The 19,835-nt window shown below is 64.0% G+C and carries 20 protein-coding genes; 11 read left to right on the top strand and 9 right to left on the bottom strand.

From position 1 onward, the window contains the following. The first annotated feature begins 45 nt into the window (after nt 1–45). The 3 genes from AC07OK_RS24005 (at nt 46) to AC07OK_RS24015 (ending at nt 1,377) form a co-directional block, all read left to right on the top strand. Nucleotides 46–795 (top strand): ZIP family metal transporter, encoded by a 750-nt coding sequence (locus AC07OK_RS24005; protein ID WP_494692671.1) that lies wholly within the window; start codon nt 46–48, stop codon nt 793–795. Nucleotides 796–856: 61 nt separating this feature from the next. Then, entirely contained in the window at nt 857–1,138 is a 282-nt protein-coding gene (locus tag AC07OK_RS24010; protein WP_494692645.1) for a hypothetical protein, read from the top strand. Nucleotides 1,139–1,194: 56 nt separating this feature from the next. Beyond that, nucleotides 1,195–1,377: a hypothetical protein gene (locus AC07OK_RS24015; protein ID WP_494692646.1), complete on the top strand. Its 183-nt coding sequence runs from the start codon at nt 1,195–1,197 to the stop codon at nt 1,375–1,377. Nucleotides 1,378–1,526: 149 nt separating this feature from the next. Here the strand turns inward: AC07OK_RS24015 and AC07OK_RS24020 are convergent, their stop codons facing one another. From AC07OK_RS24020 to AC07OK_RS24030, 3 genes are read right to left on the bottom strand one after another with little or no spacing between them, the layout of a single operon-like run. Further along, nucleotides 1,527–2,378 carry a sulfurtransferase gene (locus tag AC07OK_RS24020; protein WP_494692647.1) on the bottom strand — a complete coding sequence of 284 codons (852 nt, stop codon included), beginning with the start codon at nt 2,376–2,378 and terminating at the stop codon, nt 1,527–1,529. A gap of 13 nt (nt 2,379–2,391) precedes the next feature. Beyond that, complete coding sequence (locus tag AC07OK_RS24025; RefSeq protein WP_494692648.1) at nt 2,392–3,315, bottom strand: DMT family transporter; 924 nt, start codon at nt 3,313–3,315, stop codon at nt 2,392–2,394. Between the two features lie 7 nt (nt 3,316–3,322). Further along, entirely contained in the window at nt 3,323–4,423 is a 1,101-nt protein-coding gene (locus AC07OK_RS24030) for an aromatic ring-hydroxylating oxygenase subunit alpha (protein ID WP_494692649.1), read from the bottom strand. 318 nt (nt 4,424–4,741) lie between these two features. Between AC07OK_RS24030 and AC07OK_RS24035 the strand changes: the two genes are divergently transcribed. From AC07OK_RS24035 to dxs, 3 genes are read left to right on the top strand one after another with little or no spacing between them, the layout of a single operon-like run. Continuing rightward, entirely contained in the window at nt 4,742–4,999 is a 258-nt protein-coding gene (locus AC07OK_RS24035) for an exodeoxyribonuclease VII small subunit (RefSeq protein WP_494692650.1), read from the top strand. Continuing rightward, the gene (locus tag AC07OK_RS24040) at nt 4,996–5,886 is read left to right on the top strand and encodes a polyprenyl synthetase family protein (RefSeq protein ID WP_494692651.1); all 891 of its coding nucleotides are present in this window, start codon (nt 4,996–4,998) and stop codon (nt 5,884–5,886) included. The genes AC07OK_RS24035 and AC07OK_RS24040 overlap by 4 nt, the downstream gene beginning before the upstream one ends. Next, the gene (gene dxs, locus AC07OK_RS24045; RefSeq protein WP_494692652.1) at nt 5,887–7,758 is read left to right on the top strand and encodes a 1-deoxy-D-xylulose-5-phosphate synthase; all 1,872 of its coding nucleotides are present in this window, start codon (nt 5,887–5,889) and stop codon (nt 7,756–7,758) included. It begins immediately after the preceding gene. 85 nt (nt 7,759–7,843) lie between these two features. On the opposite strand, the gene AC07OK_RS24050 is transcribed toward dxs, so the two are convergent. After that, nucleotides 7,844–8,851, bottom strand: a complete 1,008-nt coding sequence (locus tag AC07OK_RS24050; protein ID WP_494692653.1) for a hypothetical protein — start codon at nt 8,849–8,851, stop codon at nt 7,844–7,846. Between the two features lie 222 nt (nt 8,852–9,073). Here AC07OK_RS24050 and AC07OK_RS24055 point away from each other — a divergent pair, with 222 nt between their 5' ends. After that, nucleotides 9,074–9,826, top strand: a complete 753-nt coding sequence (locus AC07OK_RS24055) for a M48 family metalloprotease (protein ID WP_494692654.1) — start codon at nt 9,074–9,076, stop codon at nt 9,824–9,826. Between the two features lie 5 nt (nt 9,827–9,831). On the opposite strand, the gene AC07OK_RS24060 is transcribed toward AC07OK_RS24055, so the two are convergent. Then, entirely contained in the window at nt 9,832–10,386 is a 555-nt protein-coding gene (locus AC07OK_RS24060; RefSeq protein WP_020704961.1) for a cob(I)yrinic acid a,c-diamide adenosyltransferase, read from the bottom strand. A 41-nt stretch (nt 10,387–10,427) separates the two neighbouring features. Beyond that, complete coding sequence (locus tag AC07OK_RS24065; protein ID WP_494692655.1) at nt 10,428–10,772, bottom strand: winged helix-turn-helix transcriptional regulator; 345 nt, start codon at nt 10,770–10,772, stop codon at nt 10,428–10,430. Nucleotides 10,773–10,889: 117 nt separating this feature from the next. On the opposite strand from AC07OK_RS24065, the gene AC07OK_RS24070 reads away from it, so the two are divergent. The 4 genes from AC07OK_RS24070 (at nt 10,890) to glcF (ending at nt 15,536) form a co-directional block, all read left to right on the top strand. Beyond that, nucleotides 10,890–11,639: an MBL fold metallo-hydrolase gene (locus AC07OK_RS24070; RefSeq protein WP_494692656.1), complete on the top strand. Its 750-nt coding sequence runs from the start codon at nt 10,890–10,892 to the stop codon at nt 11,637–11,639. A gap of 73 nt (nt 11,640–11,712) precedes the next feature. After that, the gene (locus AC07OK_RS24075; RefSeq protein ID WP_494692657.1) at nt 11,713–13,212 is read left to right on the top strand and encodes an FAD-linked oxidase C-terminal domain-containing protein; all 1,500 of its coding nucleotides are present in this window, start codon (nt 11,713–11,715) and stop codon (nt 13,210–13,212) included. A gap of 10 nt (nt 13,213–13,222) precedes the next feature. Then, complete coding sequence (glcE, locus tag AC07OK_RS24080) at nt 13,223–14,299, top strand: glycolate oxidase subunit GlcE (protein ID WP_494692658.1); 1,077 nt, start codon at nt 13,223–13,225, stop codon at nt 14,297–14,299. A gap of 13 nt (nt 14,300–14,312) precedes the next feature. Then, nucleotides 14,313–15,536 (top strand): glycolate oxidase subunit GlcF, encoded by a 1,224-nt coding sequence (gene glcF, locus AC07OK_RS24085; protein ID WP_494692659.1) that lies wholly within the window; start codon nt 14,313–14,315, stop codon nt 15,534–15,536. Here the strand turns inward: glcF and AC07OK_RS24090 are convergent. The 3 genes from AC07OK_RS24090 to AC07OK_RS24100 form a co-directional block, all read right to left on the bottom strand. Continuing rightward, nucleotides 15,519–18,023 carry an EAL domain-containing protein gene (locus AC07OK_RS24090; RefSeq protein WP_494692660.1) on the bottom strand — a complete coding sequence of 835 codons (2,505 nt, stop codon included), beginning with the start codon at nt 18,021–18,023 and terminating at the stop codon, nt 15,519–15,521. The genes glcF and AC07OK_RS24090 overlap by 18 nt on opposite strands. Nucleotides 18,024–18,195: 172 nt before the next feature. Continuing rightward, nucleotides 18,196–18,681, bottom strand: coding sequence for a glutathione peroxidase (locus tag AC07OK_RS24095; protein WP_494692661.1), 486 nt, complete (start codon nt 18,679–18,681; stop codon nt 18,196–18,198). 4 nt (nt 18,682–18,685) lie between these two features. After that, nucleotides 18,686–19,822: a PilT/PilU family type 4a pilus ATPase gene (locus tag AC07OK_RS24100; RefSeq protein ID WP_492926624.1), complete on the bottom strand. Its 1,137-nt coding sequence runs from the start codon at nt 19,820–19,822 to the stop codon at nt 18,686–18,688. Between the last annotated feature and the right edge of the window lie 13 nt (nt 19,823–19,835).

The raw sequence follows: 19,835 nt of genomic DNA on the forward strand, positions 1-19,835 counted from the left end.
CCTGCTACAAGAGGCTATAACATCGATCCCGTACTCATCTCCATCCTGCTGGCCACCACGGTTGCCGGCGTCGTCAGCATCACCGCTGCCGCGGTGTTCTCGTTTACGCTGCTGTCTAAGGTGGTGGAGCGCATGGTCAGCCTGTCGGTGGGCATCATGCTGTCGACCTCCCTGCTGCACGCCTTGCCGGAAGCGTTCGAATCGCAGGCCAGCGCGCGCAGCCTGTTCGCGACCCTGCTGGGCGGCCTGTTGGCCTTCTTCCTGCTGGAGAAGCTGGCGATCCTGCGCCATTCCCACCACCACGAGGGCGACGGCCACCACCACCATCACGGCCACGACAAGCGCGAGGCGGGCAAGGCCGGCTGGATGATCCTGGTTGGCGACGGCATGCACAACTTCACCGACGGCATCCTGATCGCGGCGGCCTTCCTGGCCAATCCCGAGCTGGGGCTGGTGACGGGACTGGCCATCATCGCCCACGAGATTCCGCAGGAGATCGGCGATTTCATCGTGCTGCTCAACGCCGGCTTCTCGCGCACGCGGGCCTATGTCTACAACTTGCTGTGCAGCCTGCTGGCGATCGCCGGCGGCTTGCTGGGTTATTACACGCTGGACCGCGCCAGCAGCATGATCCCGTATGTGCTGGTGTTCGCCTCGTCGGGCTTCATCTACATCGCCGTCAGCGACCTGATGCCGCAGATGCAGCGCCGCGCCACGCTGCGCGAAACCATCCCGCAAGTGCTGCTGATCGCGCTCGGCGTCGCCATCGTGCTGGTGCTGACCCGCGGCCACTGACGCTTGTGACCGCTCAACCCGGCGCGCTTGCAGCAGGCGGCGCCGGGAGTATGATGACGGGATGAACTCCAGACAAAAAAAGCAGGCTGAAGCGTTGGCGGCATTGTCCGCCGCCGACCGCGCGCGCCTGGAACGCTTGGCTGCGCTGGCTCAGGTTAGCGCGGAGCATCTTTGGCCCGATGTCTGGCTGTATGGTTTCGACGATACGGAAGAAAGCATTCAAGCCGATCTCGCAGCCCAAGCCGATATAGAGGCGGGCCGAACCATTCCGAACGAAGAAGTCATGGAGCAGGCGCGCCGAATACTGGAATCGAATGTCCAGCGCAAACGGAAAGCCGGCTAGCCTCGTTGTAAGCTGGTCTGCTCAAGCGCAGGCGTCGCTCGATCAGACCATGGCGCATGTCTATACGCAGGATGTGGGAGCCGGAAGTCGGGTTTGATGATGTTGAGGAAGGAATTCTGGCGGACCTGGAAGCCGACGAGTATTTCAAGCACAACGCCGGTATCGATAACGCCGAAGTCATGGCGGAAGCACGTCAGCTGATCGCCATCCATGGCAAGCGGAAACGCCGGATCGGGTAGTCTTCGGGTGCGCTGGCTACCCAGTGCGCGAAAAGCTTACTCCGGGTCGATCGTTTATATCGCGGCGCAGGATCGCCGCGCCGCATTGAGTACTATGTCGCCAACAACGAGCTCAGAGTGACGCGCTGGCCACGTCAAACACGCAAGCGTTAAGCGCCAGTCGCCATCGGCCGCGCCGGGTCGGCGCACCATTCGCTCCAGGAGCCGGGGTAGAGCGCGGCGCCGCTCAGGCCGGCCACTTCCAGTGCCAGCAGATTGTGGCAGGCCGTCACGCCCGAACCGCACTGCATGATCGCCTGCGGCGCGCTGGCGAACAGCGGCGCGAATTCCTCCTTCAATTGCGCGGCGTCCTTGAAGCGGCCGTCGGCGTTCAGGTTGTCCTTGAAGAAGCGGTTCCTGGCGCCGGGAATATGGCCGCCGACCGGATCGATGGTCTCGTTCTCGCCGCGATAACGATCGGCCGCGCGGGCGTCGACCACGGTGCGTGCCTGCGTGGCCAGGTTGGCCAGCACGTCCTCCAGCGACACCGTCGGCGCCAGCGATGGCTGCTCATGGATCGTGCCGCGCGCGCGTGGCGCTTCCGGCGTCACCATCGGCAAGCCCTGCGACTGCCACGCGGCCAGGCCGCCGTCCAGCACCGCCACCGCCGGATGGCCTACCCAGCGCAGCAACCACCACAAGCGCGCCGCGAACATGCCGCCGTGCGCGTCATAGGCCACCACCTGCGTGTCGTCGTCGATGCCCCAGCCGCGCAAGGTCTCGATCAGCGCGGCGCGCTCCGGCAGCGGATGGCGGCCACGGAACTTGCCGTCCACACCCCGCTTGGCGCCCGACAGATCGGTATCGATGTTGGCAAACTGCGCGTTCTGGATATGGCCGATGGCAAAGCCGTCGCGGCCCGCGTTGGGATTCATCAGATCATGGCGGCAATCGAGTATCACCCAATTGTCGTCGGTCAGGTGCTGGGACAGTTCGGTGGCGCTGATCAGGGTGGTGTGCATATTCCGGGGTTCCTTAGACTTCGCTGGCTATTGGATCGGTAATGGCTATCGCCTTACCGCGCTCGGTGTTACGCGTATTGTAAAACGTTGTGGCCACGCCGGACGCCAGTATCACGGCTATGCCGGCCCAGCTATGCCAGCTGAACACGTCGCCGAACACCAGCACGCCCCAGACGCTGGAAAACACGATGCCGGTGTATTGCAGATTGGCCACCACCAGCGTCTGCCCCAGCCGATAGGCGCGCGTCATGGCGATCTGCGCGCTGGTGGCGCAGATGCCGATGCCCAGCAACAGCAAGCCGCCGTGCACGCTGGTGATCGGATGCCACACCGCGCCCTGGTCGCCGGCAAACGCGAAATTGCCGGCGATGCCGGCCAGCAGGTTCATGATCGAGAAATAGAACACCACGCGGTTCTCCGGCTCGCCCGCCAGCCCCAGCTTGCGCACCTGCATGTAAGCCATGGCCGACAGCACGCTGGAGCTGAGCGCGATCAGCGCCGGCGTCAGTTGATTCGAATGGAAGGCCGGCTGCAGCAGCAGCGTGACGCCGACAAAGCTCATGCCGACCGCCGCCAGCAGCGGCCACTTGACCTGGTTCTTGGCATGCCACCAGCCCAGCGCGAACAGCCACACGGCGATCCAGATCGGCGCCATGTAGTTGAGCGTCATGGCGGTGGCCAGCGGCAGCTTGGCGATGGCGTAGAACCACAGCCACAGCGACACCACGCCGACCAGCCCGCGCCACAAGTGGGCGCCCGGCATGGTGGTGGTGAATTTACCGCCTTGAAGTTTGATGATGGTGAACAGCACGGTCACGCCGACCACGCCACGGTACATCACGATTTCGGATGTGGAGAACTGCTCCGAGGCCAGCTTCACGCACACCCCCATCGCGGCGAACATGAAACTGGCGAACAACATCCAAAGTGACTGCATCGGTTTCCTATAAATCGATATTGGCTCGATACCATTCGTGGAAGTGCTGCATGCCGTCTTCCATCGGCGACTGGTAGGGACCGGCATCGCTGGTGCCGCGCTGCATCAGCGCCTTGCGGCCGGCATCCATGCGCAAGGCGATCTCGTCGTCCTCGGCGCAGGTTTCAAAGTAGGCCGCGCGTTCCGCCTCGATGAACTCGCGCTCGAACAGCACGATTTCCTCGGGGTAGTAGAACTCGACCACGTTCTTGGTGCGCTGCGGGCCGTCCGGCCACAGCGTCGAGACGATCAGCACATGCGGATACCATTCGACCATGATGTTCGGATACAGCGTCAGCCAGATCGCGCCATACGGCGGCGGTTCGCCGCCACGGAACTTGAGCACCTGCTCCTGCCAGCGCTTGTAGATCTCGGAGCCGGACTTTTGCAAGCCCCTGTTGACGCCGACCGTCTGCACGCTGTAGTCGCGGCCGAATTCCCAGCGCAGGTCTTCGCAGCTGACGAAGCCGCCCAGGCCGGGATGGAAGGGCTCGACGTGATAGTCTTCCAGGTAGACTTCAATGAAAGTCTTCCAGTTGTAGTTGCAGGTCTGGACTTCGACGTGGTCGAACATATAGCCGGAGAAATCAAGGTCCTTGGTGACCGAGAGTTCGGACAGTTTTTCCATGACGTTATAGCCATTCTGCTCGAACAGCAGGCCGTTCCAGTTTTGCAGCTTGGTCTTCGGCAGGTTCAGGCACGGCGTCTCCGGGAAGTGCGGCGCGCCGATCAGCTCCCCCTTGAGGTCGTAGGTCCAGCGATGCAGCGGGCAGACGATGTTGTTGGCGTTGCCGCGGCCGTTGAACATCAGCGCCTGGCGGTGGCGGCAGACGTTGGACAGCAGCTCCAAGCCGTTTGCGTTGCGCACCAGCATACGCCCTTCGTTTTCGGAAACGAGGGTCGCGAAGTCGCCGGCATTCGGCACCATCAGCTCATGCCCGATGTAGCGCGGGCCGGCCTGAAATAGTTGCTGCATTTCCCGCTGCAGTAGCGCTTCGTCAAAATAGACGTCAACCGGAAGTTGCGCGTGTGGACGCGCCAGCTTGGCGTGGGTACCCAGATCGGACATCCCAACCCCCCTTAATATGTGCACCAAAGAGAGACAGAATCCGTAAAGACCTGAATTCAAAGTTGTTGAAAATGGTATTTCGGACAGAACCGGAGATTATACCGCGTTTCTCCCCGTTCCAGCGGACTGTCGTGCTCGTTTTAGTGGATATCATTGCAATAAACGCATGCTTGTGCAGGATATGGGGACGATTGCGATAAAATCCATAGTTTACGCCCTCGGCTAGTCCGCTATAGTTCCACCGGATAAGGTGGTTTGTTCTAAAATAACGGGCTACACTGCGCTGGCACGTGTTTTTGCCTTGAAACCTGAGTGACTATGTCTAAGAAATTAACTGCCGACGCGACCGCCGCCGCCCCCGTCTCGTTTGAAGAAGCGATGGCGGAACTGGCGCAGCTGGTTGCACAAATGGAGGCAGGCCAACTGCCGCTGGAAGCCTCGGTGGCCGCCTATGCGCGCGGCTCGGAGCTGGTGAAGTTCTGCGCCGCCCAGCTGGAAAAAGTGGAATCCCAGGTCAAGGTGCTGGAAGGCGACATGCTCAAGCCTTTCGTTGAAGCCGGCGAGGCCGAACAATGAACGGCGCCTTCGACGATTGGATGAAGACCGTGCAGGCGGCGTCGGAAAACGATTTATCCGGTTTCCTGCCCGCCGCCACGGTGGTGCCGACCAAGCTGCACGCGGCGATGCGCTATGCGCTGCTGGGCGGCGGCAAGCGCGTGCGTCCGCTGCTGGTGTACGCCGCCGGCGCGCTGTTCGGCGCCGACGCGGCCATCCTGAGCCGCGCCGCAGCGGCGGTGGAAATGATTCACGCTTACTCGCTGGTGCACGACGACATGCCGTGCATGGACGACGATGAACTGCGCCGCGGCAAGCCGACGGTGCACGTGGCCTATGACGAAGCGACCGCGCTGCTGGTCGGCGACGCGCTGCAATCGCAGGCCTTCCTGGTGCTGTCCGAGGCGGATACGATCCCGCCGGCGCGCCAGCTGGCGATGCTGCGTCTGCTGGCGCACGCCTCCGGCTCGGCCGGCATGTGCGGCGGCCAGGCGATCGATCTCGACAGCGTAGGCCTGAGCCTGACGCTGGAACAGCTGGAGCAGATGCACCAGCTCAAAACCGGCGCGCTGCTGCGCGCCGCCGTGGTACTGGGCGCGCTGGCCGGCAAGGATCTCGATCCGGCCGAGCTGAGCGCGCTGAACGACTATGCGCGCGCCATCGGCCTGGCCTTCCAGGTGGTGGACGACGTGCTCGACGCCACGGCCGATTCGGCCACGCTGGGCAAGACCGCCGGCAAGGACGCCGCCGACAACAAGCCGACCTATGTCTCGATCCTGGGTCTGGAACCGTCGCGCGCGTTGGCGCAACAATTACGGCTCGACGCGCACGCAGCGCTCGCGCCGTTTGGAGAAAAAGCTCTGCGGTTACGCGAACTCGCGGATTTGATCGTGCAGCGGAAGGCATAAATGAAATTGCTCGAAAACATAGACTCACCGGCCGATGTGCGCAAACTGGCGCGCCATCAGCTGACGCCGCTCGCGCATGAACTGCGCGGCTACCTGCTCGATTCGGTGTCCAAGACCGGTGGCCACCTGTCGTCCAACCTGGGCACGGTCGAGCTGACCGTGGCGCTGCACTACGTGTTCAACACGCCGCACGACCGCATCGTGTGGGACGTCGGCCACCAGACCTATTCGCACAAGATCCTCACCGGCCGCCGCGAGCGCATGCACACGCTGCGCCAGCTGAACGGCATCTCCGGCTTCCCGAAGCGCGATGAAAGCGAGTACGACACCTTCGGCACCGCGCACTCGTCGACCTCGATCTCGGCGGCGCTGGGCATGGCGCAGGCGGCCAAGATCAAGGGCGAGCACCGCCACGCGATCGCGGTGATCGGCGACGGCTCGATGACGGCCGGCATGGCCTTCGAAGCGCTGAACAACGCCGGCGTGCAGGAAGACGTCAATCTGCTGGTGATCCTGAACGACAACGACATGTCGATCTCGCCGCCGGTGGGTGCGCTGAACCGCTACCTGGCGCGTTTGATGTCGGGACAGTTCTACGCCGCCGCCAAGAATGTCGGCAAGTCCGTGCTGCCCGGCCCGGTGCTGGAGCTGGCCAAGCGGCTGGAAGAACACGCCAAGGGCATGGTGGTTCCGGCCACCATGTTCGAGGAGTTCGGCTTCAACTACATCGGCCCGATCGACGGCCACGACCTCGAATCGCTGATCCCGACGCTGCAGAACATCAAGCAGCTCAAGGGCCCGCAGTTCCTGCACGTGGTGACCAAGAAGGGCCAGGGCTACAAGCTGGCCGAGGCAGACCCTGTGCTGTACCACGGCCCGGGCAAGTTCAACCCGGCCGAAGGCTTCAAGCCGGCCGTGGCGTCGGGCAAGGTCACTTACACGGAAGTCTTCGGCAACTGGCTGTGCGACATGGCCGCCGCCGACAAGCGCCTGGTCGGCATCACGCCCGCCATGCGCGAAGGCTCGGGCATGGTCGGTTTCGAGCAGAAGTTCCCGGACCGCTATTTCGACGTCGGCATCGCCGAGCAGCACGCCGTGACCTTCGGCGCCGGTCTGGCCTGCGAAGGCCTGAAGCCGGTGGTGGCGATCTACTCCACCTTCCTGCAACGCGGCTACGACCAACTGATCCACGACGTCGCGCTGCAAAACCTGGACGTGACGTTCGCGCTGGACCGCGCGGGCCTGGTGGGCGCCGACGGCGCCACCCACGCCGGCAACTACGACATGGCGTACCTGCGCTGCATTCCGAACATGGTGGTCATGGCCGCATCGGACGAAAACGAATGCCGCCAGATGCTGACCACCGGCTACCAATACAAGGGACCGGCGGCGATCCGCTATCCGCGCGGCGCCGGCGCCGGCGCGGCGATCAAGCCGGAGCTGACCACGATTGAAATCGGCAAGGGCGAAATCAAGCGCAAGGGCCAGAAGATTGCCATTTTGGCCTTCGGTTCGATGGTGGCGCCGGCGATGGCCGCCGGCGAGACGCTGGACGCCACGGTCGCCAACATGCGCTTCGTCAAACCGCTGGATGTGGAACTGGTGAAGCAGCTGGCCGCCGAACATGATTACCTGGTGACGGTGGAAGAGGGTTCCATCATGGGCGGCGCCGGTTCCGCCGTGGCCGAAGCGATGGCCGCCGAAGGCATCGTCAAGCCACTGCAGATGCTGGGCCTGCCGGACAAGTTCATCGACCACGGCGACCCGGCCAAGCTGCTGGCCAGCGTGGGCCTGGACGCCGCCGGCATCACCGCCTCGATCAAGCAACGCCACGCCGCCGCCGAGCCGCGCCTGGTCGTCAACAACAGCTAACCCTTAGGGGCAAGTCTGACAGCTCGTGTCCGAATGTCAGACTTGAGAAACTCCGGATTTCCCGGGCAGATACATTAACGCTGTGCTAAGCCGGCGGACTACCGGAGTCTGGTAAGTTGGTTTGAGCGCTTTGTTTGGTCTCTGCCAAACTGCCAAAATTCTTTATGCCATGCATGATTCGGTCTGCGACCCACAACGTGCTAAGTGCACAAATTGTCATTCCGGCGCCCGCAACGACCATTTCGAAGCCAGTCAATATGTCTCCGCTCAATAGATTCGTATGGCCAGCCCATATGCCTGTTTTTAGAGGAAGCAAACAGGCAGCCCCGATTCCACCTCTAAGTATCTCTTGCAAAGTGATATTGCCAATTTTAGGGCTGTGAGAATACGCAATCTCGTAATGCCGAAGTGAGTCTTGAAAGTATTGCTCTGACGCCGCAATGTCTTCTCCATCAAGGATAAGCTCATCGAGCATCATCGAGTAAGCCGCTAAGAACTCACCACTCAATCTTGATATCTTGGTTTCTGCCAGAAATTGGCTGCCGTTGACCTCATCCAACCAATAATCCAACGAATGGGCAGCAATATTGCGGCGATCAAGATTCTGAACTGTTATTTGTTGTCGCTCAATGTCAACAAGTATAGATGGCCTTTTCATGGCTAGTTGCACTTTGAGGGACTGATGGATGAACGCATTAGGTGTTGCAAGCCAAAGCGGTACCCTTTCGTGATTTGGTCGATACCTCCCGTTGTGTCCGTGTGGCTTTGGACCTCGGTCTGCAAGCGCTACATACTGTTGATATGTCGTCGCAAAATTGCTCGGAATATCCAGACACCTTGCGAGGAAGTCGGGGATTTCTTCCTTGATGCGGCATGGAAGGTGAACAACGGTGATGAAGATGTCATGCCGCTTGTCGAGGCTTGAAATGGCTCTGCTTTCAACGCTGAAATTCATCTTATTCCCCCTGATGGGTTGGCCGGCGGCGGATGCGGATATAGAACGCAAACTAATTTGACAGCCTGTGTCAGACGAAGTTCGCGCTGCGACAGCCATGTGATCCGCATGGATCTTAACGATGGTGGCGCGCAACATCAGCTCTTCCCGGCTTCGTAAGTTCCCCGGCGCTTTCTTAAATGCGTAGTGCCGGCTGCGACGAGTGCCAAGTTCTACGGCAAGCCCAGTGGCGTTCTGCCTCTGTTCGCGCAGCCGCGAAACCGCCTCTTGGCTGCCTCAACTTGACCCCCGGGTTTTTTCTTGCCTATCCCCAAAGCGCATCCTATATTGGTATAAATAGTTTATTCTGTTTGTATCGCCATGAATGCCGCCGCTTCCCTGTTTGCCGGTTTGTTGTTCGCTTGCGGAACGGCGGGAGCGCAGGTGCCGGAATCGGGCAGGGCGCAGGAATTGCGTTTCAGCGCCGAGGAAGTGGCCAGCACGGTGGAAGACCGCTATATCGACCGCGTGGTCGAACTGGCGGCTGCCGGCCGTCTGGACGACGACCGCGTCTTGCTGGCGCGGCTGCAAGCCATCGGTGCGGGCCTGATACGCGCCGCCGTGGCGCTGAAGCCGGAAGTGGCCGGGTGGGAGTGGGAGTTCCATACCACCAGCGACACCGAAGTCGACGCCATCTGCATGGCAGGCGGGAAAATCCTGGTGGGTAGCGCGTTTGTACGCCAGTTGGCGTTGAACGATGGCGAACTGGCCACCCTGCTGGGGCACGAAGTCGCCCACGCGGTGGCCGAACATCACCGCGAAACCTTGTCGGAAGCGCTATTCCTGAACCGCTATCCGGCGGTGCCTCTGGAGGTGGTGATGGAACGGCTGGAGAGCGACCTGTCAGTGCAGATCCGCCTGTCCAAACTATCGAGCATGCAGGAATCGGAGGCGGACCAGCTGGGCATGGTGCTGGCCCACCGCGCCGGCTGGCCGGCGACCGACATGGTCAGCTTCTACCGCAAGCTGTCGACCGGCGACCAGGCGGCGCTGGTGTCCAGCGCCTATCCGGCCAGCGCCTCGCGCCTGAGCATGGCCAAGGGCATGGCGCTGCTGTTCCAGTCCGACCGTTAAGCCGCTTAGCCGCGCTTGCGCTCGTGCTGCCACAGCACGTCGCTGCCGCCGCCGAAGCGGTTCAACACCCGCGACAGCACAAACATCAAGTCCGACAAGCGGTTCACATACTGGCGCGGATGCTCGTGGATGGTCTCGGTCTTGCCCAGCGTGACGATGGCACGTTCGGCGCGGCGGCACACGGTGCGGCACACGTGCGCCTGCGAGGCCGCGCGCGAGCCGGCCGGCAGGATGAACTCCGTCAGCGCCGGCAGCGTGGCGTTGTACTTGGCCAGCAGCGTATCGAGGCGCTCGACGTGCGCCTCGGTGATCATCTGGTAGCCGGGGATGCACAATTCGCCGCCCAGGTCGAACAGGTCGTGCTGGATGGTGACCAGCTCTTCGCGCAGGTCGGCTGGCATGTCTTCGCACAGCAGCAGGCCGATGTGCGAATTGAGCTCGTCGACTTCGCCGATCGAGTGGATGCGCACGCTGTCCTTGTCGGTGCGGCTGCCGTCGCCAAGGCCGGTGGTGCCGCCGTCGCCGGTGCGGGTGGCGATTTTGGAAAGTCGATTGCCCATGCTGCTCCCTGATACGTGAAAGTTGAGGATGCGATTGTAGACTACGCAGCGGCCTTGTGCTCCACCAGTTGCTGGCCCCAGTCGTACAGCGTTTGCAGCACGGGCCACAGGCTGGCGCCCAGCCCGGTCAGCGAATATTCGATGTGTAGCGGCTTTTCCGCAACCACTTCGCGGTGGACGATGCCATCCGCCTCCAGTTCGCGCAGCTGCTGGGTCAGCATTTTCTGGCTGACCGGCGGAATGCTGCGCTGAAGTTCGCCAAAACGCATGGCGCTTGTACCCAGCATGTGCAGGATGATCGGCTTCCATTTGCCGCCGACGATATTGATCGCCGCCACCAGCGGACAGTCGACCGGGTTTTCGATATGCCAGCGCGCTTGCGTCATGGTGCTCCTTTCCAGATCCGTTACAAATAGTCGACAGGCACCAAAAAGTGCGTACTTGCGGCGGCCGCGGACAGCCTTGAGAATACGATCATAGACTGTTTTCAAGGAGCTGTATCGATGGCTGCGCCACGTATTGTTCGCATCGCCATTCTGCCTTTCGGCATGGTCAACTGCCACCTGATTGTCGGCGACGGCGGCTGCGTGCTGGTCGACGCCGGATTACCCGGCTCGGAGGGCAAAATCGCCCGCGCCCTCAAGCGCCACGGCTTGAGCTTTGCCGACATCCGCCTGATCGTCATCACCCATGCGCACGTCGACCACGCCGGCAGCGCGGCGCGCCTGCGCGAGCTGACGGGCGCACCGGTGCTGGCGCATCGCGCCGATCTTGCCCACTACCGCCAGCTGGTGCCGATGACCTTTTGCAGCACCGGCTGGTTCGGCCGCCTGTTCCTCAAGACTGGGCTGATACGCCAGCCCTATGTGCCGTTCACGCCGGATATCCTGATGGGCGACGGGCAGGTCGTTCCGCTGTCGCAGTACGGCGTGGAGGGCGTGGCGCGCCATACGCCGGGCCATACCGCCGGATCGGTATCGATCGAGCTGACGGGCGGCGAGGTGCTGGTGGGCGACCTGATCGCGTCCGGCATCCTGCTGGGAGGCCTGGTGCGCACGGGACATGCGATCCGCCCGCCGTTCGAGGATGACCCGCAGGCCACCGCGGCGGCCTTGCAGCAGCTGGTCGATGCCGGCATGCAGACCTTCTACATGGGGCACGGCGGCCCCTTGCCGGCCGTCGAAGTACGCGCCCATGCCGGCAGGTTGAGGCGGTTGGGTTGCCATCATCCCGGCGATAGTTGCGTAAAGTAGTCAAACATTCCACAGCATCGGGCGTTTGTGCTTACAATCGACATCTGATTTCGTGCTCCCAGGTGCCCGCCCCATGAACACTGCCACTCCCGATCCGGCCGTATTGGCCGCTATCGCCGCCCGCCGAACGCAGGTCGCCGCGGCCTTGCTGCAAGTACTGCCGGCGCGCGCCATCCTGTCCGAACCGGAAGATACCCGCCCGTATGAATGCGACGGCCTGGCCGCCTACCGCCAGCTGCCGATGATCGTCGTGCTGCCCGACAGCGAGGCGCAGATCGTCGCCGTGCTGCAGGTGTGCCGCGAGCTGAAGGTGCCTGTCGTGCCGCGTGGCGCCGGCACCGGCCTGTCCGGCGGCGCCATGCCGATCGCCGACGGCGTGGTGCTGTCGACCGCGCGCCTGAACCGCATCGTGCGCATGGACGCCTATTCGCGGACCGCCGTGGTGCAGCCGGGCGTGCGCAACCTGGCGATCTCGGAAGCGGCGGCGCCGCATGGCCTGTACTACGCGCCCGATCCGTCGTCGCAGATCGCCTGCACCATCGGCGGCAACGTGGCCGAGAATTCCGGCGGCGTGCACTGCCTCAAATACGGCCTGACCGTGCACAACGTGCTGCGCGTGCGCATGGTGACCGTCGACGGCGATGTGGTGGAGCTGGGCGGCGAGGCGCTCGACGCGCCGGGACTGGACCTGCTGTCGGTGTTCATCGGCTCCGAGGGCATGCTGGGCATCGTCACCGAGGTGACGGTCAAGCTGGTGCCCAAGCCGGCCACCGCGCGCGTCATCATGGCGTCGTTCAACGAGGTGACGGCGGGCTGCAACGCGGTGGCGGCGCTGATCGCGGCCGGCATCATCCCGGCCGGGCTGGAAATGATGGACCAGACCTCGTCGCGCATGGTCGAACCCTTCGTCAAGGCGGGCTACGATACCGAGGCCGCCGCCATCCTGTTGTGCGAGGCCGACGGCACAGTCGAGGAAGTGGAAGAGGAAATCGCCCGCATGTCGGCGGTGCTGAACACGGCCGGCGCCAGCGCCATCGCGGTGTCGCAGTCGGAGGCGGAACGGCTGAAGTTCTGGTCCGGCCGCAAGAACGCGTTTCCGGCGGCGGGCCGCATCTCGCCCGACTACTACTGCATGGACGGCACCATCCCGCGCAAGCGCCTGGGCCAGGTGCTGGAGGGGATCGCGCGGATGGAGAGCAAATACGGCCTGCGCTGCGCCAACGTGTTCCACGCCGGCGACGGCAACCTGCATCCGCTGATCCTGTTCAACGCCAATATCCCCGATGAATTCGAGCGCGCCGAAGCCTTCGGCGCCGAGATCCTGGCGCTGTGCGTGGAAGTGGGCGGCACCATCACCGGCGAGCATGGCGTGGGCATCGAGAAGATCAATTCGATGTGCGCGCAGTTCGCGCCGGCCGAGCTGGATGCCTTCTTCTCGGTCAAGCGCGCCTTCGATCCGGCCGGCCTGCTCAATCCCGACAAGGCCATCCCCACGCTGAACCGCTGCGCCGAATTCGGCAAGATGCGCGTCAGCGGCGGCATGCTGCCGTTCTCCCATTTGCCGCGCTTTTAAACGGAGCGACATGACGACCGAATCGTATTCCCACATCGCCGCCCAGTTCAGCGAGCGCATACGTGTCGCCACCGAGGCCGGCACGCCGCTGCGCCTGCGCGGCGGCGGCAGCAAGGACTGGTACGGCGAAGCGCCGCAGGGCGAGCTGCTCGACACGCGCGCCTATGCCGGCATCGTCTCCTACGAGCCGACCGAATTGGTCATCACCGCGCGCTGCGGCACGCCGCTGGCGGAGATCGAAGCGCTGCTGGCGCAGCACCAGCAGATGCTGGCCTTCGAGCCGCCGCGCTACGGCGCCGCATCGACCATCGGCGGCGTGGTGGCCAGCGCTCTGTCCGGCCCGCGCCGCGCCAGCGCAGGTGCGGTGCGCGATTTCGTGCTCGGCGCGGTGCTGATGGACGGCCACGGCGAGGCGCTGCGCTTCGGCGGCCAGGTGATGAAGAACGTGGCGGGCTACGACGTTTCGCGCCTGCTGGCTGGCTCGCTCGGCACGCTGGGGCTGATACTGGAGGTGTCGCTCAAGGTGCTGCCGGTGCCGCTGCGCGAGGCCAGCCTGCGCTTCGAGATGAGTGAGATCGACGCGCTGCGCCATCTGAACGAATGGGCCGGCCAGCCGCTGCCGATATCGGCCAGCTGCTGGCATGAGGGCGTGCTGTCGCTGCGGCTGTCCGGCGCCGAGGCGGCGGTGGAGGCGGCGCAGCGCAAGCTGGGCGGCGCTCCGCTGGACGGCGACGCGGCATTCTGGACCTCGCTGCGCGACCAGACGCACGGCTATTTCGATGGTGGCAGCTTGTGGCGTTTGTCGGTGCCGCCGGCGGCCAGCGCCATCATCCTGCGCGGCGAGCAGCTGATCGAGTGGGGCGGGGCGCAGCGCTGGCTCAAGGTCGAATCCACCGACGCCGGGCAGGCGGCCGGCATCCGCCGCGCCGTGGCGGCGGCCGGCGGCCATGCGACGCTGTTCCGAAGCGCGGACAAGAGCGTCGGCGTGTTCCATCCGCTGGCGCCGGCCGTGGCGAAGATCCACGAGCGGCTGAAGCAGTCCTTCGATCCGGCGGGGATCTTCAATCCCGGCCGCATGTACCAGTGAACTAGCGAACCCCATGCAAACCAACCTGGCTGACTTCATCAAGAACACCCGCGAAGGCGAAGAGGCAGACGCCATCCTGCGATCCTGCGTCCACTGCGGCTTCTGCACCGCCACCTGCCCGACCTATCAGCTGCTGGGCGACGAGCTGGATGGCCCGCGCGGCCGCATCTACCTGATCAAGCAGGTGCTGGAAGGCGCGCCGGTGACGGTCAAGACCCAGACCCACCTGGACCGCTGCCTGACCTGCCGCAACTGCGAGACCACCTGTCCGTCCGGCGTCAAGTACGGCCGCCTGATCGACATCGGCCGCAAGGTGGTGGAGCAGCGCGTGCAGCGGCCGTTCATCGAGCGCATGAAGCGGCTGGTGCTGAAGGAGGCCTTGCCGCGCAAGGCCGTCTTCACCGCGGCATTGCGCGCCGGGCAGCTGTTCCGGCCGCTGCTGTCGCCCGCCATGCAGGACAAGATCCCGGCGCTGCAAAGCGCCGGCGTGTGGCCGACGCGCGCGCACGCGCGCAAGATGCTGGTGCTGGAAGGCTGCGCGCAGCCGGCGATGGCGCCCAACATCAACGCCGCCACCGCCCGCGTGCTCGATGCGCTGGGCGTGCAACTGATCGTCGCGCCCAAGGCCGGCTGCTGCGGCGCGGTGCGCCATCACCTCAACGACCAGGAGGCGGCGTTGGACGACATGCGCCGCAACGTCGACGCCTGGTGGCCGCACGCGCAGGACGGCGCGGTGGAGGCGATCGTGATGACCGCTTCCGGCTGCGGCGTCACCGTCAAGGAATACGGCCACCTGCTGGCGCATGATGGCGCCTACGCCGACAAGGCGCAGCGCATCTCGGCGTTGACGCGCGACCTGAGCGAAGTGATGCCGGAGTTCGAGGAAGAGTTGAAGCGTCGCGCCAGCATCACGGAGCGCGTGGCTTACCATCCGCCCTGCACGCTGCAACACGGCCAGCAGATACGCGGCAAGGTGGAGGGCGTGCTGCGGGCGGTCGGCGTCGATGTCGTGCTGTGCGCGGACAGCCATCTGTGCTGCGGCTCGGCGGGAACCTACTCGCTGCTGCAACCGGAACTGTCGCTGCAACTGCGCGACCGCAAGCTGGCCAACCTGGCCGACACCGGCGCCACCACCATCGTCTCGGCCAACGTCGGCTGCACCGCGCACCTGCAATCGGGCACGGACACGCCGGTCAGGCATTGGATAGAACTGATCGACTCAGCCCTGCACAAATAAGGGCATCTGCGCGGTGCCGCCGGCCGGCTCGCCGTGCAGGCTGAAGATGGGCGGCAGCTGCGCGGCCGCCTGCCACACGGCCGCCGTGTCGAAACTGGCGACCCACGCCAGCACCTCGTCCGCCGGCATCGGCCGGGCGATGCCGTAGCCCTGCACCAGGTCGCAGCCCAGGCGCATCAGCATGGCGCCGTGCTCCATCGTCTCCACGCCCTCGGCGATCACGCCCAGGCCGAAGGCCTTGGCCAGGCCGATGACGGCGCTCACCAGGTGCAGGTCGTCGCGGTCCACCAGCATGTTGCGCACGAAGCTCTGGTCGATCTTCAGCATGTCGGCCGGCAGCCGCTTCAGGTAGGACATCGACGAATAACCGGTGCCGAAATCGTCCAGCGCGAAGCTGATCCCCAGCGCCTGGCAATCGAGCATGATGCTGCGCACGTGGGCGATGTCGCTCAAGGCCGACGATTCCAGTATCTCCAGCTCCAGCATATGCGGCGGCACGTCCGGGAACTCGGCCAGGATGGCGGTCAGCCGTTCGACGAAATCGGTGCGCTGGAAATGGCGGGCGGCGATGTTGACGCTGATGACCCAGCGCGCATCGAAGGCGCGCCAGTCCTGCAACTGGCGCAAGGCTTCGCGCAGCACCCATTCGCCGATGTCGACGATGACGTCGCTGTGCTCGACGATGGGCAGGAAATCCCCCGGCCCGACCACGCCGCGCAGCGGGTGCTGCCAGCGCAGCAGCGCTTCCATGCCGACGATGCGGGCCTTGCGCATGTCCAGTTTCGGTTGATAGTAGAGCCGCAGTTCGCCGTCGAGCAGGGCGGCGCGCACTTCGGTGCGGCGGTTGTGGTGGGTGCGCACCTGCTCGTCGAGGTCGGCGTCGAAGAAGTGGTAGCGGTTGCGGCCCGTGATCTTGGCCTGGTACAGCGCCTGGTCGGCGTGGCGCAGCAGGCTGTCGGCGCTGATCTCGTTGCCGGTGTAGACCGCCACGCCGGCGCTGGCCGACATGCCCACCGCTTCGCCATCGCACAGGTAGTCGCGCGACAGCGCCGCCATCAGACGGTCCAGCGCCTGTTCGACGGCGGCGCGGTTGTCCATCTCCGGCAGCAGCAGCACGAATTCGTCGCCGCCCAGGCGCGCAACGTAGTGGCGCTGGTCGGCAAAGTCGTGCAGGCGGCTGGCGGCCTGCTTGAGGATCTCGTCGCCGATGTCCTGGCCCAGCGTCTGGTTCACGTACTGGAAGTGATCGAGGTCGAACAGGCAGACGGCCAGCAGATAATCCTGTTCGCGCGCGCGGATGACTTCCTGCTCGAAGCGGGTGGCCAGCGCCGCGCGGTTGGGCAGGCCGGTGAGGATGTCGTGGTTGCTCTGCCAGGAGATCTGCTGCATCAGCTGGCGGCGCTCGGTCACGTCGCGGAACACCAGCACCGATCCCTGGACCTCGTTGCGCGCGGAGCGGATCGCGTTGGCGGTATATTCGACGGTGATGATCTGGCCCATGCGGTTGCGCAGGCTCTGGTTGCCGACCTTGATCACTTCGCCGCCGGCGTAGATCGCCGCCATGGACTTGAGCAGCGAATGCTGGCCGAAATTATTCGCCAGTACGAACACCTGGTGCAGCTCCATGCCGCGCGCGCGCGCCTCCGGCCAGCCGGTGAGCTGCTGGGCGACGTCGTTGACGGTGGCGATCTTGCCGTGTAAATCGGTGGTGATGACGGCATCGCCGATGGAGGCCAGCGTGACTTCGATGCGCTCCTTCTCCACTTGCAGCAGCGCCTGCGCCTCCAGCGTCTGCGCCAGCTGCTCGCTCAATTTGTCCTGGCTTTGCTGGAGCTTGAGCACCAGCGCCTGCACGCGCTGCGCCATGTTGTTGAAGGTGACGGCCAGCGTGCGCGCCTCCAGCGTGCCGCCGACCGGCAGGCGCACGCCGTGGTCGCCGTTCTGGAAGCGGGTGGTGGTGTCGTTCACGCGCTTGAGCATGCGCTGGTTGGCGAAGATGATGATGCCCAGCAGCGTGTAGATGATGGTGATGTTGATCAGCGAGATCGCCGCCTGCTGGCGCAGCGTGCGCCACACCTGCGCCAGCGGCAGCGTCGGCTCGAAGCCCAGCACCAGGCTGGCGTTGCCGATGTAGATGGTACGGTTGATCGCTTGCAGGCCATTCAGGCCGCGGAACCAGGCCGGGTAGTCCGGCAGTGGCGGCGTGCTGCGCAGCGCTTCCAGGTGGCCGCCGGCGTAGTCCAGCCGCGCCGAGACCAGGTCGGCCTCCAGCAGCAGGGCGCTGGACAGGGTGTTGTCGAGGGCGGCGCGGTCCGGCGTGGTCAGCGCGGGCAGCAGGGCCTTGTGCAGGTAAACGCCGAGGTCGCCCGCGTCCTTCTGGTAGCGGGCGTTGGCATACGCGCTTTCAGACTGGAACAATAGGCTGTATCGCACGCCGATCACGACGGCGATGATGAGGAAGATGGGGATGAACAAGCGGGAGTACATCCCCATCCGCATCCAGCGCGACAGTAGTTTTCCAAACAACGACATAGGCGGCGGATTCGATAATTGGAAATGACCAGAAGCCATTATTACCGAAAAGTTAACCGGAGGCACGTTTTTTGGAAAACGTTTTCACTCTTTTTACAATTTATTGTGGAGCGCGGGTTACGCGTGCTTATTCCGCCAGCAGTTTAGTAATGTCGGCCACCAGGTCTTCCGGCTTGGTGGCGGGGGCGTAGCGGTTGTAGACCGTGCCGTCCTTGCGGATCAGGAACTTGGTGAAGTTCCATTTGATGGCCTCGGTGCCGAGGATGCCGGGGGCGTCTTTCTTCAGTTTAGTAAACAGCGGGTGGGCGTGGTCGCCGTTGACGTCGATCTTGGCGAACAGCGGGAAGGTGACGCCGTAGTTCTTTTCGCAGAAGGCGCCGATCTCCTCGGCCTGGCCCGGTTCCTGCGCGCCGAACTGGTTGCAGGGGAAGCCCAGCACCACCACGCCCCGGTCCTTGAACTGCTGGTACACCTCCTCCAGGCCCTTGTACTGCGGCGTGAAGCCGCATTTGCTGGCGGTGTTGACGATCAGCAGTACCTGGCCCTGGTACTGGCCCAGGTTGACGGGGGCGCCGGACAGGTTGTCGGCGGCGAGGTCGTAAATGGTGGTCATATTTTTAGACGAGTCCTAAATGTTCGGTTCCGGCCGAGAGATCCCGGTTCTTGGCGGCCTTGCCTTCGAGCTTGATGGCCAGCCGCAGGTCGTTGACGGAGTCGGCGTTGCGCAGCGCGTCTTCGTAGCTAATGATATCCGCTTCGTGCAGATCGAACAGCGACTGGTCGAAGGTCTGCATGCCGAGCTCGCGCGACTTTTTCATCAGCTCCTTGATTTCATGGACTTCGCCCTTGAAGATCAGGTCCGAGATCAGCGGCGAGTTGAGCATGATTTCGATCGCCACCGCGCGGCCCTTGGATTCCTTGCGCGGGATCAGGCGCTGCGAGATCATGCCTTTGAGGTTGAGCGACAGGTCCATCAGCAGCTGCTGGCGGCGTTCCTCGGGGAAGAAGTTGATGATGCGGTCGAGCGCCTGGTTGGCGCTGTTGGCGTGCAGGGTGGCCAGGCACAGGTGGCCGGTTTCGGCGAAGGCGATCGCGTGGTCCATGGTTTCGCGGTCGCGGATCTCGCCGATCTGGATCACGTCCGGCGCCTGGCGCAGCGTGTTCTTCAGCGCGATGGCCCAGTCCTCGGTGTCGACCCCCACTTCGCGCTGGGTCATGATGCAGTTCTTGTGCGGGTGGACGTACTCGACCGGGTCCTCGATGGTGATGATGTGGCCGTAGCTGTTCTCGTTGCGGTAGCCGACCATGGCCGCCAGCGTGGTCGACTTGCCGGAGCCGGTGGCGCCGACCATGATGACCAGGCCGCGCTTGGACATGACGACGTCCTTGAGCACCTCGGGCAGGCCGAGGTCTTCGAGTTTGGGGATTTCGCTGGTGATGGTCCGCAGCACCATGCCGACCGAGCTCATCTGCACAAACGCCGACACCCGGTAGCGGCCCAGGTCGCCGGGGCTGATGGCGAAGTTGGCTTCCTTGGTCAGTTCGAACGAGGCGGTCTGCTTGTCGTTCATGATGGAGCGGGCCAGGTCCATGGTGTGGGCCGAGGTGAGCACCTGCGACGACACCGGCGTCATCTTGCCGTCGATCTTGATGGCGGGCGGGAAGCCGGCGGTGATGAACAGATCCGAGCCCTTCTTGCTGGTCATCAGCCGCAGCAGGTCGAACATGAATTTGGAGGCCTGGTCGCGTTCCATGATGTTTCCTTTC

The organism is Duganella sp. GW821-FHT07G03 (assembly GCF_059418605.1).